Below are 13,638 nucleotides of genomic sequence, written 5' to 3'. Positions count from 1 at the left end.
CTATGTGGAATCCCAACCAGCCCCCGGTCAGCATCGATGATGCGCCTGACCGCCTTGGCGCCGGCAACCCCGAGCTGCAGGCGATGGTCGCCGAGGCGGCCTCGGGCGGCACCGCACTGATGTTGATGCACGTGGACATCGACCACTTCGCCTCGGTCAACGAAAACATGAGCGCCGAGGTGGGTGACCAGGCCCTGGTGCTGGTGGCGCAGCGGTTGCAGTCCTACCTGCGTGGTCGCGGCAAGCTGTGGCGCCACGGCAGCGATGAGTTCCTGATCGCAGTGCCACGCACCGCCGACGTGCCATTGCCGGAGGACTTCGCAGAGGAGATCCGCCAGCAGATGGAACTTCCACTGTCGGTGTTGCCGTACACCTTGTTCATGACCGGCAAGCTGGGTGTCAGCCTGTGCCCGGACCATGCCAGCAGCACCTCGCGCCTGCTTGATCACGCCGAGGATGCGCTGTACCAGGCGGCCCGCGAAGGCGGCAACGCGGTGCGCATCCACGCCGTGGATACGCCACCGAGCGCGGCACAGCGAAAGCATCATCGCCCGCCAGATCGTGGACGCCATTCCCAACGGCGAACTGAAACTGCGTTACCAGCCACTGGTCAGCGCCCGCGATGGCCACGTGGTCGGCATGGAAGCGCTGCTGCGCTGGCAGTCACCGACGCTTGGCATGCTGGTGCCGGAGCGCTTCATGCGCACCGCCGAGCGGCTGGGCATCATCGTGCAGATCGGCACCTGGGTGCTGGAAGGCGCACTGAAGCAGGCCCGCCTGTGGCGTGACCAGGGCTTCGACGACTTCACCATTGCGGTGAATGTCTCCACGCTGCAGCTGCTGCGGCCCAACTTCTTCGCTGAAGTCATGGGCCTGATCCAGGCCGCGGGCGTGCCGGCACAGATGCTGACGCTGGAGATCAACGAAAGCGCGCTGACCAACAACGTCAACTTCGTGCACGAGACGCTGGCCAATCTGCGCAACGAAGGCATCAGCCTGAGCCTGGACAATTTCGGCACCGGCGATTCCAGCCTGAGTGCACTGGTCCGCTACCCGGTGGACAAGCTCAAGATCGACCGCAGCTTCATCAAGAGCGCGCCGGCCGGCAACCGTGAGGCGGCCATCGCCCGCGCGATCATCGCCATGGGCCATCAGCTGGGCATGACCGTGATCGCCAACGGTGTGGAATCGCAGGCCCAGCTGGGCTTCCTGCGCCGCAACGACTGCGATGTGTTCCAGGGCTACCTGTTCGGCGAACCGATGTCGGCCGATGCCGCCGGCATGACCCTGCGCCGCCGCTACCTGCGTCCGGAAGCCTTTGCCGAGACCCGTCCCGACCGCACGCTGCTATTGCTGGACGACGAAGAGAACGTACTGCGCTCGCTGGTGCGCCTGTTCCGTCGCGACGGCTACCGCATCCTGGCCGCCGGCAACGTGCGCGATGCATTCGACCTGCTGGCAATCAATGACGTGCAGGTGATCCTGTCCGACCAGCGCATGAGCGACATGAGCGGCACCGAGTTCCTGGGCCGGGTGAAGATGCTGTACCCGGACACGATCCGCCTGGTGCTGTCCGGTTACACCGATCTGAACACCGTGACCGACGCGATCAACCGCGGTGCGATCTATCGCTTCCTGACCAAGCCGTGGAACGACGACGAGCTGCGCAAGCACATCCACCAGGCGTTCCGCACCTATGAGGAACAGCGCCGCAGCAACGCCGGTCCGGCGCCGGTGGAAAGCGGAGATGGCGGTGAGGATCGCCCATTGCGGTAACGATCCCCTCTGGTAGAGCCGGCCGCTGGCCGGCTGCTCTGGATGTCGGGTTCAATGAGGTTGCCGGCCAGCGACCGGCACTACCCGAAGCGCGAACCCGGTCGGGGACAAGCCCTAGTAGAGCCGGCCGCTGGCCGGCTGCTCTCGATGCCCAGTTCAATGAGGTTGCCGGCCAGCGGCCGGCACTACCCGAAGCGCGAACCCGGTCGGGGACAAGCCCTGGTAGAGCCGGCCGCTGGCCGGCTGCTCTGGACGTCGGGTTCAATGAGGTTGCCGGCCAGCGGCCGGCACTACTCGAAGCGCGAATCCAGGTCTGGGACAAGCCCTGGTAGAGCCGGCCGCTGGCCGGCTGCTCTCGATGCCGGGTTCAATGAGGTTGCCGGCCAGCGGCCGGCACTACCCTGAGCAGTCAGCGCGGCTGCTTCACCGGCAGCACCACGCGGAAACGCGAACCCACGCCTGGGGTGCTGTCCAGGTCGATGCGGCCGTGGTGCTTGTTGATGATGCTGTAGGAGATCGACAGGCCCAGGCCGGTACCGCTGCCCACCGGCTTGGTGGTGAAGAACGGATCGAAGATGCGCTGGCGCAGTTCCGGCGAGATGCCGCCGCCGGTGTCTTCAAACTCGACCCACACATGATCGCCATCAACGCCGGTGCGCACCGTAATCGTGCCGCGCTCGGCGATGGCATGGCCGGCGTTGAGCAGCAGGTTCATGTAGACCTGGTTCAATTCCGACGGCAGGCACTCCACCAACGGCAACTGGCCGAACTCCCGCACCAGGGTGACCTTGTACTTCAGCTCGTTCCAGATGATGTTGATGGTCGATTCCAGGCCCGCGTGCAGGTCGACCAGCTTCCACGACTCGTCGCGGCCGGAATACGAGAAGTCCTTCAGATCACGCACGATGCGCGTCACCCGCTCGATGCCTTCGCGTGACTCGGCCATCAGCTGCGGCAGGTCGCGGCTGATGAAATCGATGTCCAGGCGGTCACGGATATCGTCGATCTCCGGGATCAGCGCCTTCGGGTCCGGCGCCCGCAATGCGCGTTCGTAGGCTTCGATCACGGTGAACAGGCTGCGCAGGTACTCCTGCAGGCTGCCCAGGTTGGAGTGCACGTAGCCGATCGGGTTGTTGATCTCGTGCGCGACGCCTGCGGCGAGCTGGCCGATCGAGGCCATTTTCTCCGACTGCAGCAGTTTTTCCTGGGTACCGTTGAGGCGCAGGTAGGCCTGCCGCAGCTCTGCATGACGCTGCTGCAATTCGCGTTCGTAGTCTTCCTGGCCTTCGATATGGCGGAACAACGCCAGGAAGTGCCCCTGGCCGACCGGGCCGTGGTGATACAGATGGGCGATGACCACGCCCTCGCCCAGCGGCAGGCTGCCGTTCCAGTGACCATGCTGGCGCGCCTGCTCCAATGCATCAGGCGGCAGCAGTTCACGCAGGCGCTGCGGCGGCGGCAGGCCGCCGCCCTCACCGCTGGCCAGCAGGTTCTGCGCGGCCGGGTTGGCCAGGGCCACCTGCCCGTCTTCGGTGAACAGCAGCAGCCCTTCGCGCAGGCGCTCAAGCAGCGCCTGCAGCACCGGCTGCGGCGGAAGGGGGGCGGTAACCAGGGCGTTGGCAGCGGACACGGCGACTCGGGGCATTCGAACAGGCGCCCAATATACGCGGTCGTGCGGCGGGCTTCAGCCCGCGGGGGTGGGATGTGCGACCGCCGTCGCGTCAGGCGATGGCGAGTGGGCGCCGCGCAGTGACCGTATGCGACTGGCCCTTGGCATCATAGGAGGAGGAGGCCTCGGTACGCCCGAGCTGGCGCAGCGCCCAATCGACCTCGCGGCGCCGGCGCGACAGCAGCACGCCATTGGCTCGGTTGCGTTCGGCCAGTTCCTGGAGGTGATCCCCCTCACCAAGCGGCGGCGTGCCTTCCAGTGCACGCAGCGCCTCCAGCTTGGCACCGGTCGCCCGGATCAGCGCGTGTACGTCATGATCGACCAGCGCCTGACGTTCAACGTCAAGCGCCTGGGCCAGCCGCTGCAGTTGTTCGCTCATCGGCGCGGTCATCCGTGCAGCTGCTGATCCAGCTCAAGCATGCGCGATGCGATCGCGTCCGGATTGATCTTGTAGGTGCCGTTCTGCAGCGACTCGCGCACTGCGGCCACACGCTGGGCGTCGATTGCCGGGGCGGTGGTCAGCTCACGCTCGATGGCCTGCAGATTGGTGGCCTCGCCGGTCAGGCGCAGGCTGTCGGCCGCTTCGACCGGGCGCGTCGCCGCATCGGTGCTGACGCCGGGCTTGTTGGCCGGGGTCGTCACGCTGCGCAGTGCCTGGGGGACCTGCAGGTTGCCGTCGATTTTCTGGCTCATGGGGTGTCCTGGAGTTGCCGTTCACAAGGGATAACGGCCGCAGGGCCGTGATCTTTAGGGATATTTTGCGGTAAATCAACGCGCCACGATTACGTCACCGGCGGCATCGACCGTGCCCTGCACGATCCGCCGCGAGGACAGGTTCTCCACCGAGACCCGTTCGTTTTCACCGGCATCGCCCATCGCACGGCCTGCAATACGGACCTCGACCGAGCCACGACGCGAAACCAGGGCCACATTGTCTCCTCGCTTGATGAGACGCTGCACCACCAGATCGTTGTTCGACAGCAGGGCTCCGGCCTGCAACGGACGGCGGGCGATGCGGCCGATCGCTGCATTTGGATCGGCCAGCACCGCACCGGCAATCCGGGCGGCATCACGCTGGGCAGTGGTGATATCGGCGGCGGTGAGGGTTTCTCCAGTACCGATTCCGCGGTTGAGCACCAGCACGGTCTGGTTGCGCCGCACCTTTACTGGTACGAACAGGCGCCAGCCGCCGGCATCGGCGCAGCTGACTTCAACCGTGGTGTTGGCGGTGGGCTGCACCTGCAGCGCGCCACCACACCTGGGCAAGCGCAGCGCATCGGCCACCTGGGCCTCGCCCTCGCTGCCTGCCGGCAGCGTCGACAACGCGGCGGTGCGGATACTGGCCACCGGCTGCCAGTCGGCGGCATCCGCCCACGGCGAGGCCAGGGCAAGCGCGATGGCGAAGAGCGATGTGACCCGGCGCATGGCGCCTCCTGTCGAAGGGATCTGGCCCAGGTGCGTGCAAGGGGTGTGCCAGAGCGGCTTGTGTAGAGTCGAGCTTGCTCGACTACTTTCATGACCAGTCGAGCAAGCTCGACTCTACAGAGGCAGGGTCGAGCATGGCTCGACTCTACAAAAGCGCTCAAGTTCGGCGCCCACCCCGCCGATACAGCAGCCATGTCCCATGACCTGCTCAACCGGATCGACCAGCGGACCCGACTGGCCGGCCACAATCGCCTGGCGCTGCTGCTGTTCCGCCTCGGCGGACGTCAGCTTTTTGGCGTCAATGTCTTCAAGGTGCAGGAAGTCCTGCGCCGCCCGGAGCTGTTCCAGGTGCCCGGACTGCCCAGCCAGTTCGCCGGCGTGGCCGACGTCCGTGGCCGCTCGGTGCCGGTGCTGGACCTGGGCCTGGCCATCGGCCACCCCGAGCGTGAGCCCGATGCGGACACCTCGCCCGGCTACCTGGTCGTGACCGAGTTCAACCGCTCGATCCAGGGCTTCCTGGTCAGCGGCGTGGAGCGCATCGTCAACATCGCGGTGGAAGACATCCACCCGCCACCGGAACTGGGCGCCGAATCGAGCTATCTGACGGCGGTGACGCGCTTCCAGGGCGAGTTGATCCAGGTGATCGACGTTGAAAGCGTGCTGGCCGATATCGCCCAGGTACGCGGTGAAGCAGTACTCGACCCGGCGATGGCAATGCCCGCCGACGGCCCGCAGCTGCAGGTGCTGGTGGTGGACGACTCTCGTGTAGCCCGCCAACAGATCCGCAGCGTGCTGGACCAGCTTGGGGTGGGCGCCACCCTGCTTTCCGACGGCAAGCAGGCGCTGGACCACCTGCTGCAGATCCAGGCCTCGGGCGAGAACCCCGCCGAGCGCTACGCCATGGTCATCTCGGACATCGAAATGCCGGCCATGGACGGCTATACGCTGACGACGGAAATCCGGCGCCATCCGGGCCTGGCCGGCCTTTACGTCCTGCTGCATACCTCGCTGTCGGGCGTATTCAACAATGCGATGGTCGAGCGCGTCGGCGCCAACGCCTTCGTCGCCAAGTACTCGCCGCACGAACTGGCCGACTTCGTGCTGGACCGCCTGCGCAAGGTCGCGATGGCGGCCTGAGGCCTCTGATCCGGTAGTGCCGGCCGCTGGCCGGCAACCACAGACAATCCGGGAAGCCGGCCAGCGACCGGCACTACCCTCTCGAATTTGGCACACCCCTTGCAGCTTCCCGGGCAACGTTCCTGTGGGAGTGCACCGTGCGCAACCTGATTACCGACTACCTGGGCGTCCACGCCCAGGCCATGCCGTTGCGCGAACAGCGGATGAAGCTGATCGCCAGCAACCTCGGCAATGCCGACACTCCCGGCTACAAGGCCCAGGATCTGGACTTCGATGCCGCCCTGCGCCACGCCCAGGGGCAGGATGCCAATGGCCTGATGGCCACCACCCACGAGCAGCACTACGAGATCAGTAGTGGCCTGAACCCGTTCCAGATCGCGCGAAGGCGTGCAACCCAGCCTGGACGGCAACACCGTCGATCCCGATGCCGAGCGTGCCGCCTATGGCCGCGCCGCACTCGAATACCGCGCCTCGCTCAGCTTCGTCGAGAGCAAGGTGCGTTCCATGCTGACTGCGATCACGGGGCAATAAGCCATGAGCAACCTGCCGATCTTCGATATCGCCGGCTCCGCGCTGCAGGCGCAGTCGGTGCGCATGAGCACCATCGCCTCCAACCTCTCCAACGCCGACACCGTCGCCGGTTCCGCCGATGCCGTGTACAAGCCGCTGGAACCGATCTTCCAGGCAGTGACCAGCAAGAACGATCCGAACATCACGTCGGTGAAGGTCAAGGAGATCACCCAGAGCGAAGCCGCGCCGATCAAGCGCTATGAACCGGGCCACCCGCTGGCCGACGGCGATGGCTACATCTACCAGCCCGATGTCGATCCGGTGGCGCAGATGGTCAACCTGATCTCGACTTCGCGCAATTACCAGGCTGGCGTGGAGATGCTGACCACCGCCAAGGAACTGGCCCTGGCCACCTTGACCATGGGCCGCTGAGGCCCGCAGCACCGGATACCACCATGACCACCGCCGTCAACAACCAGACCAACCAGGACGTCTACGCCGCGCTCGGCCTGAACGCCCCGAACAGCAACGCCACCAAGAAGAAGAACACGCTGGACCAGGCCGATTTCCTGCGCCTGATGACCGAGCAGCTGCAGCACCAGGATCCGCTGAAGCCGATGGACAACACGCAGATGGTTGCGCAGATGGCGCAGATGTCCACCGTGCAGGGCATCACCGATCTGAACAAGACGGTGAAGGGTTTCCAGGAATCGATGGCCAGCGACCAGGTGCTGCGCGGTGCCGCTCTGGTTGGCCACCAGGTACTGGTGCCGTCGGAAAAGCTGGTACTGGAAAAGGAAGGCAGCGTCGAAGGCACGGTGGCTGCGCCCTCGGCCGGCATCGTGACCGTCGACATCACCGATGCCAACGGCACCAAGATCACCTCGCTGAGCGTAGAAGCCAAGGCCGCTGGCGAAACCGCGTTTCAGTGGGACGGCAAGGACGCCAACGGCAAGCGCATGGAACCGGGCAAGTACTCCATCGTCGCCAACCACGTCGACACCGCCGGCAAGAGCACCAAGCTGTCCACCTTCGTGCAGGCCCCGGTGGAGAGCGTGACCGTCGGCTCAGACGGCCTGTACCTGAATCTCAAGGGCCTGGGCACGGCCCCGATCGACTACGTGCTCCGCGTCAGCTGAGCCGCACATTCCGCATCTACCAGGAGCATCCCATGGGCTTCAACGTCTCCCTGTCCGGCATCAATGCCGCCAATACCGACCTGAGCGTCACCGCCAACAACGTCGCCAACGTCAATACCGCCGGCTTCAAGCAATCACGCGCCGAGTTCGCTGACTTGTTCGCCTCCACCAGCTATGGCCTGTCGAAGAACCAGACCGGCTCGGGCGTGCGTGTTTCCAACGTGGCCCAACAGTTCATCCAGGGCCACAACGAGCAGACCGGCCGCAGCCTGGACATGGCGATCTCCGGTGAGGGCCTCTTCACCATGAACATGAACGGCTCGCGCGTGTACTCGCGTGCCGGCAACTTCCAGACTGATTCCGCCGGCTATGTGATCAATCCCCAGGGCGCACGCCTGCAGGTGTTCGCGCCGAATGCCGATGGCACCAACTTCGATGCCGGCCGCCTGGTCGACCTGCAGCTGTTGACCACCGACAGCCCGCCGAAGCAGACCAGCGAAGTGAAGGTCGGTTTCACCCTGCCGGCCAACGCCAAACAGCCGACGGTCAATACCTTCGATCCGACCGACTCGAACAGCTACAACCACTCCAGCGGCGGCATCACCGTGTACGACTCGCTGGGCGTCAGCCATATCCAGGTCTCGTACTTCGTGAAGGGCGCAAATCCAAACGAGTGGACCGTTCACAACTATGTGGACGGCCAACCGGCCGGTACCCCGACCGCGGTCGCCTTCGACAACAGCGGCAAGCTGACCAATCCGGCCAACGGCAAGGTCAGCCTCGGCACCTTCACCCCGACCACCGGCGCGGGCCAGCTGAACATGACGCTGGATATCAGCGGCTCGACCCAGTACGGCGAGAAGTTCGCGCTGCGCAACACCCAGCAGGACGGCTATGCCGCCGGCAAGCTCAACGAGATCACCGTGTCGGAAACCGGCGTGGTCTACGCCCGATATTCCAATGGCGACGACAAGCCGCTGGGCCAGGTCGCACTGACCACGTTCAACAACACGCAGGGTCTGGAGCAGAAGGGCAACAACCTGTGGGTGGAGACCTTCGAATCGGGCACGCCGCGCACCGGCATGCCGGACACCTCCAACCTTGGCAAGATCCAGGCCGGTTCGCTGGAAGCGTCCACCGTCGACCTCACCGAGCAGCTGGTCAACATGATCACCGCGCAGCGCAACTTCCAGGCTAACGCGCAGATGATCACGACCCAGGACCAGATCACCCAGACCGTCATCAACATCCGTTGATGACGCGCTGACCCTGTCACGGAACTCCCCGCATGGATAAAGCCCTTTACGTGGCGATGACCGGTGCCCGCGCCTCCCTGCAGGCGCAGGGTACGCTCAGCCACAACCTCGCCAACTCCGACACCCCCGGCTTCAAGGAAGCGCTGGCCAACACCGAAGCCTTCCCGATCCGTGGCCCGGGCTTTGCTTCGCGGGTGGATGCGCTGCATGTCGACGCCGGATTCAACCGCACGCCGGGCTCGCAGCACATCACCGGCAAACCGCTGGACCTGTCCCTGCAGACCGGCACCTGGCTGGCCGTGCAGTCCAGTGACGGAAGCGAGGCGTACACGCGCGGCGCGGCGTTGTCGGTGACGCCGAACGGCCAGCTGGTGACCTCCAGCGGCCGCCCGGTACTGGATGACAACAACAACCCGATCGCCATTCCGCCCTACCAGGCGATGGAGATCGGTGCCGACGGCACGCTCTCGATCATTCCGCAGGGCGAAGGCCCGCAGACCATGGCGCAGATCGGTCGCATCAAAGTGGTGCAGGCACCGGATGAACGCCTGGAGCGTGGCCTGGACGGCCTGTTCCGCAACACCGACCCGCTGCAGCCGTTCGCACCGGCACAGGGCACGGCCGTGCACAGCGGCCAGCTGGAAGGCAGCAACGTGGATGCGGCTGGCGCGCTGGTGCAGATGATCCAGCTGCAGCGCCAGTACGAAATGCAGGTGCAGGTGATCAAGCACGGCGACGAAAACGCGCGCAGCGCCAACAGCATGCTGCGCCTGGGCAGCTGACGGAATTCCGGCGCCGGTTGATGCCGGCGCTGGCACACCGCTTGCACACCCGATACCAAGGGCCGCACCACGCGGCCGGCTTCAGCAGACAGGACATCGAAGATGAACCAGGCATTGTGGATCGCGAAAACCGGACTGGATGCGCAGCAGATGCGCATGTCGGTGGTTTCCAACAACCTCGCCAACACCAACACCACCGGCTTCAAGCAGGACCGTGCCAGTTTTGAAGACCTGCTGTACCAGCAGGTACGGCAGCCCGGCGGCTCCTCGTCGGCGCAGACGCAGCTGCCCACCGGCCTGCAGCTGGGTACCGGCGTGCGCGTGGTCGCCACCGCCAAGAACTTCGAACAGGGTGGCCAGCAGCAGACTGGCCGCGCCCTGGACGTGATGGTCAATGGCCGCGGCTTCTTCGAAGTTCAGATGCCTGATGGCAGCTCGGCCTACACCCGTGATGGCTCGTTCAAGATCAACCAGGACAGCGAGCTGGTCACCAACAGCGGCTACCCGGTGCAGCCGGGCATCCAGATTCCCGAAGGCGCGCAGTCGGTGACCATCGGCACCGATGGCACCATCAGCGTGAAGATGGCCGACGGCGCCGCCTCGGTGGAAGTCGGCGCACTGACCCTGACCGACTTCGTCAATCCCGCTGGCCTGCAGGCACGTGGCGAGAACCTGTTCCTGGAGACCACTGCGTCCGGCCCGGCACAGAACGGCAACCCCGGCCTCAACGGCCTCGGCACTGTGGTGCAGGGTGCCTTGGAAGGCAGCAACGTCAACGTGGTGGAAGAGCTGGTGTCGATGATCGAAACCCAGCGCGCCTACGAGATGAACGCCAAGGCGATCTCCACCACCGACTCGATGCTCGGTTATCTCAACAACAAGCTCTGACCGGCCAAACCGGGAAACCGCCATGTCGCCCATTTCCAACTTCGCCCGCACTGCTCTCGCCTGCGCCGTGGCCGCCCTGCTCGGTGGCTGCGTGATCGCGGGCGACGTGCGCCCCTACCCGACGATGGCACCGATCCAGCCGATCATGCCGCCGCAGGCACAGCCGACCGCCGGCGCGATCTACGCTGCCGGCCCGACCCTGCAGCTGTATTCGGACCGGCGCGCACGCGATGTTGGCGACCTGTTGACCATCACCCTGCTGGAAAACACCACCGCGCAGACCAGCGCCAACACGGCCACCAACAAGGAATCGAACCTGAGCCTGGGTACACCGTCCATTCTCGGTGCTCCGGTCACCCTCGGCGGCAAGGACATCCTGAGTGCCACGGCCAAGGGCGCGCGTGACTTCACCGGCAAGGGCAACAGCGCGCAGAGCAACCGCCTGCAGGGCAGCGTCACCGTCACCGTGGTCCAACGCCTGCCCAACGGCAACCTGGTGGTGCAGGGGCAGAAGAACCTGCGGCTCAACCAGGGCGATGAACTGGTGCAGGTGCAGGGCATCGTGCGCCCGGGCGACATCAGCCAGGACAACACCATTCCGTCCAGCCGCGTGGCCGAGGCCCGCATCGTCTACGGCGGCCGCGGTCCCGTCGCGCAGTCCAACGCGATGGGCTGGCTGAGCCGCTTCTTCAACTCCGGCCTGACGCCGTTCTGAGTATGGCCATGAAACTCTTCTCCTCTTCTTCCTGGCAGCGACGCATGGCGTCGTTCGTCGCGCTGATGCTGCTGGTCGTGGCTGCCCCGGCCAGCGCCGAGCGCATCAAGGACCTGGCCCAGGTCGGCGGCGTGCGCGGCAATGCGCTGGTGGGTTATGGCCTGGTGGTCGGCCTGGATGGCAGCGGCGACCGCACCAGCCAGGCACCCTTCACCGTGCAGAGCCTGAAGAACCTGCTCGGCGAACTGGGCGTCAACGTGCCGCCGAACGTCAACCCGCAACTGAAGAACGTGGCCGCCGTGGCGATCCACGCCGAACTGCCGCCGTTCGCCAAGCCGGGCCAGCCGATCGACATCACCGTGTCCTCGATCGGCAACGCGGTCTCGCTGCGGGGCGGTTCGCTGCTGATGGCGCCGCTGCGCGGTGCTGACGGCCAGATCTATGCCATCGCACAGGGCAACCTGATCGTCGGCGGCTTTGGTGCGCAGGGCAAGGATGGTTCCCGTGTCTCGGTGAACGTGCCCAGCGTCGGCCGCATTCCCAACGGTGCCACCGTTGAACGCGCCCTGCCCGACCCGCTGGCCAACGGCGGCGACATCACCCTGAACCTGCACAACAACGACTTCACCACGGTCTCGCGCATGGTTGCCGCGCTCAACAACGCCTTCGGCGAAGGTTCGGCGCGTGCGGTCGATGGCGTGACCGTGGCGGTCACCGCGCCGACCGACCCAGGCGCCGCATCGGACTGCTGGCACGCATCGAGAACCTCGAACTGACCCCCGGCAGCGCCCCGGCCAAGGTGGTGGTCAATTCGCGTACCGGCACCGTGGTCATCGGTCAGCAGGTGCGCGTGGGACCGGCTGCGATCTCGCATGGTTCGCTGACCGTGACCATCCAGGAAAACACCAACGTCAGCCAGCCCAATGCGCTGTCCGGCGGCCGCACCGTGGCCAGCCCGCAGTCGACCATCACCGCCACCAACGACGGCAGCCGCATGTTCAAGTTCAGCGGCGGCACCACCCTGGACGAGATCGTGCACGCGGTGAACGCCGTGGGCGCGGCACCGGGCGATCTCATCGCGATCCTGGAAGCCCTGAAGCAGGCCGGCGCACTGAGTGCCGAGCTCGAGGTGATCTGATATGCGTATCACTCCCGCATTCGATCTGCACCCGGCGCAACAGAACGATCCGGCCAAGATCGACAAGGTCGCGCGCCAGCTGGAAGGCCAGTTCGCACAGATGCTGGTCAAGAGCATGCGTGACGCCAGCTTCGGCGACTCGCTGTTCCCCGGCGAAAACAAGATGTTCCGCGAGATGTACGACCAGAAGATTGCCGAGGCGATGACCCGCGGCAAGGGCCTGGGCCTGTCGGGCATGATCAGCCGGCAGCTGTCCGGCCAGGCCGCCGACGGCCCGGCGCTGGATACCCGCGTGGACCCGGCCAAGGCCAGTCGTGCCTACCAGCTCAATGCACCGGCCAAGCCGGCACCGTCGCTGCCGCTGGAAGACGGCAGCCAGGCCGTGCGCCTGCTGCAGCAGATGGCCGCCGGTGCACAGCACGGTGCGCAGGCGGCGGTCGCACCGATGGAACAGGCCCTGGACCTGATCGCCGGCCGCGAGAGCAGCAGCATGCACCGCTCGTTGGGCACCGAGGATCCGTACATCGGCAGCCTGCAGGGCGAGGACTGGGCCGCCAACAGCGACCAGTGGTCGGCCACCGTCAGCAACCGCGGCACCGCGATCAGTCCGGCCGATGCGATGGCTACCCGCACCGCCGTCGCCCAGCTGGGCGAGCACACCCCGGAAGGCTTCGTTGCCAGCATCTGGCAGCACGCGCAGAGTGCAGCCAAGGAACTGGGCGTGGATGCCCGCGCCCTGGTCGCCCAGGCGGCGCTGGAAACCGGCTGGGGCAAGCGCCACATCAAGCATGCCGACGGCAGCACTTCGCACAACCTGTTCGGCATCAAGGCCAATGGCTGGAACGGCCAGCGCGCCGTGGCCGGCACCCACGAATATGTCGATGGCGTGCGCCGCAACGAGACCGCCAGCTTCCGCGCCTACAGTTCGCCGGCCGAGAGCTTCGCCGACTATGTGCGCCTGCTGAAGACCAGCCCGCGTTACCAGCAGGCCCTGCAGGCCGGCACCGACGTGCAGGGCTTCGCCCGCGGCCTGCAACGCGCCGGCTATGCCACCGATCCGCGTTACGCGGCCAAGATCGCCGCGATCGCCGGCGGCCCGACCATCGAGCGCGCCGTCAGCGCCGTCGCCGATGCCGGCTCGCGCCTTGGCCAGACCTTCGCCAGCACCGCAACCGCGGCGCTGGGTATCACTCGTCGTTGAGG

At 65.9% G+C, this 13,638-nt stretch carries 12 protein-coding genes and 3 pseudogenes; 11 read left to right on the top strand and 4 right to left on the bottom strand.

Annotated features, from left to right (window positions below; translation table 11 throughout):
- Positions 1-2 precede the first annotated feature (2 nt).
- Positions 3-1,776: pseudogene (locus ACZK2V_RS10510) on the top strand (EAL domain-containing protein).
- Between the two features lie 409 nt (positions 1,777-2,185).
- Here ACZK2V_RS10510 and ACZK2V_RS10505 read toward each other — a convergent pair.
- The 4 genes from ACZK2V_RS10505 to flgA all read right to left on the bottom strand — a co-directional run bounded on the left by ACZK2V_RS10505 (position 2,186) and on the right by flgA (position 4,870).
- Positions 2,186-3,406 carry an ATP-binding protein gene (locus ACZK2V_RS10505; protein ID WP_019337422.1) on the bottom strand — a complete coding sequence of 407 codons (1,221 nt, stop codon included), beginning with the start codon at positions 3,404-3,406 and terminating at the stop codon, positions 2,186-2,188.
- A gap of 91 nt (positions 3,407-3,497) precedes the next feature.
- The gene (locus ACZK2V_RS10500) at positions 3,498-3,836 is read right to left on the bottom strand and encodes a flagella protein (RefSeq protein ID WP_049399388.1); all 339 of its coding nucleotides are present in this window, start codon (positions 3,834-3,836) and stop codon (positions 3,498-3,500) included.
- Positions 3,833-4,138, bottom strand: coding sequence for a flagellar biosynthesis anti-sigma factor FlgM (gene flgM / locus ACZK2V_RS10495; protein WP_049421929.1), 306 nt, complete (start codon positions 4,136-4,138; stop codon positions 3,833-3,835). Before flgM ends, ACZK2V_RS10500 begins: the two co-directional genes overlap by 4 nt.
- Before the next feature lie 75 nt (positions 4,139-4,213).
- Complete coding sequence (flgA, locus tag ACZK2V_RS10490) at positions 4,214-4,870, bottom strand: flagellar basal body P-ring formation chaperone FlgA (protein WP_180845105.1); 657 nt, start codon at positions 4,868-4,870, stop codon at positions 4,214-4,216.
- Positions 4,871-5,062: 192 nt separating this feature from the next.
- On the opposite strand from flgA, the gene ACZK2V_RS10485 reads away from it, so the two are divergent.
- From ACZK2V_RS10485 to flgJ, 10 genes and pseudogenes are all read left to right on the top strand, one after another.
- Positions 5,063-6,007 (top strand): chemotaxis protein, encoded by a 945-nt coding sequence (locus ACZK2V_RS10485; RefSeq protein WP_032127374.1) that lies wholly within the window; start codon positions 5,063-5,065, stop codon positions 6,005-6,007.
- Between the two features lie 137 nt (positions 6,008-6,144).
- Positions 6,145-6,538: pseudogene (flgB, locus tag ACZK2V_RS10480) on the top strand (flagellar basal body rod protein FlgB).
- A gap of 3 nt (positions 6,539-6,541) precedes the next feature.
- A complete protein-coding gene (flgC, locus tag ACZK2V_RS10475; protein WP_010485892.1) occupies positions 6,542-6,949 on the top strand; it encodes a flagellar basal body rod protein FlgC in 408 nt (135 codons plus the stop codon).
- Between the two features lie 23 nt (positions 6,950-6,972).
- On the top strand, positions 6,973-7,656 hold the full coding sequence (locus tag ACZK2V_RS10470) for a flagellar hook assembly protein FlgD (protein WP_071229188.1): 684 nt from the start codon (positions 6,973-6,975) through the stop codon (positions 7,654-7,656).
- Between the two features lie 32 nt (positions 7,657-7,688).
- Positions 7,689-8,912 (top strand): flagellar hook protein FlgE, encoded by a 1,224-nt coding sequence (flgE, locus tag ACZK2V_RS10465; RefSeq protein WP_486323243.1) that lies wholly within the window; start codon positions 7,689-7,691, stop codon positions 8,910-8,912.
- A 32-nt stretch (positions 8,913-8,944) separates the two neighbouring features.
- Positions 8,945-9,694: a flagellar basal body rod protein FlgF gene (locus ACZK2V_RS10460; RefSeq protein ID WP_032127377.1), complete on the top strand. Its 750-nt coding sequence runs from the start codon at positions 8,945-8,947 to the stop codon at positions 9,692-9,694.
- A 102-nt stretch (positions 9,695-9,796) separates the two neighbouring features.
- Positions 9,797-10,582: a flagellar basal-body rod protein FlgG gene (gene flgG / locus ACZK2V_RS10455; protein ID WP_005409571.1), complete on the top strand. Its 786-nt coding sequence runs from the start codon at positions 9,797-9,799 to the stop codon at positions 10,580-10,582.
- A 22-nt stretch (positions 10,583-10,604) separates the two neighbouring features.
- Positions 10,605-11,297 carry a flagellar basal body L-ring protein FlgH gene (gene flgH, locus ACZK2V_RS10450; protein WP_010485899.1) on the top strand — a complete coding sequence of 231 codons (693 nt, stop codon included), beginning with the start codon at positions 10,605-10,607 and terminating at the stop codon, positions 11,295-11,297.
- A 2-nt stretch (positions 11,298-11,299) separates the two neighbouring features.
- A pseudogene (locus ACZK2V_RS10445) lies at positions 11,300-12,435 on the top strand (flagellar basal body P-ring protein FlgI).
- 1 nt (position 12,436) lies between these two features.
- Complete coding sequence (flgJ, locus tag ACZK2V_RS10440; protein ID WP_486323242.1) at positions 12,437-13,636, top strand: flagellar assembly peptidoglycan hydrolase FlgJ; 1,200 nt, start codon at positions 12,437-12,439, stop codon at positions 13,634-13,636.
- Positions 13,637-13,638 lie beyond the last annotated feature (2 nt).

The organism is Stenotrophomonas sp. 93052_Sma (genome assembly GCF_056481145.1).
This window is presented reverse-complemented; position numbering and strand designations above follow the sequence as displayed.

What these genes read in the sequence shown, in the direction of transcription:
- ACZK2V_RS10460 (WP_032127377.1), top strand. Translation starts at nt 8,945, where the DNA reads ATGGATAAAGCCCTTTACGTGGCGATGACCGGTGCCCGCGCCTCCCTG.
- flgJ (WP_486323242.1), top strand. Translation starts at nt 12,437, where the DNA reads ATGCGTATCACTCCCGCATTCGATCTGCACCCGGCGCAACAGAACGAT.
- flgH (WP_010485899.1), top strand. Translation starts at nt 10,605, where the DNA reads ATGTCGCCCATTTCCAACTTCGCCCGCACTGCTCTCGCCTGCGCCGTG.
- flgE (WP_486323243.1), top strand. Translation starts at nt 7,689, where the DNA reads ATGGGCTTCAACGTCTCCCTGTCCGGCATCAATGCCGCCAATACCGAC.
- flgM (WP_049421929.1), bottom strand. Translation starts at nt 4,138, where the DNA reads ATGAGCCAGAAAATCGACGGCAACCTGCAGGTCCCCCAGGCACTGCGC.
- flgG (WP_005409571.1), top strand. Translation starts at nt 9,797, where the DNA reads ATGAACCAGGCATTGTGGATCGCGAAAACCGGACTGGATGCGCAGCAG.
- flgC (WP_010485892.1), top strand. Translation starts at nt 6,542, where the DNA reads ATGAGCAACCTGCCGATCTTCGATATCGCCGGCTCCGCGCTGCAGGCG.
- ACZK2V_RS10500 (WP_049399388.1), bottom strand. Translation starts at nt 3,836, where the DNA reads ATGACCGCGCCGATGAGCGAACAACTGCAGCGGCTGGCCCAGGCGCTT.
- flgA (WP_180845105.1), bottom strand. Translation starts at nt 4,870, where the DNA reads ATGCGCCGGGTCACATCGCTCTTCGCCATCGCGCTTGCCCTGGCCTCG.
- ACZK2V_RS10485 (WP_032127374.1), top strand. Translation starts at nt 5,063, where the DNA reads ATGTCCCATGACCTGCTCAACCGGATCGACCAGCGGACCCGACTGGCC.
- ACZK2V_RS10470 (WP_071229188.1), top strand. Translation starts at nt 6,973, where the DNA reads ATGACCACCGCCGTCAACAACCAGACCAACCAGGACGTCTACGCCGCG.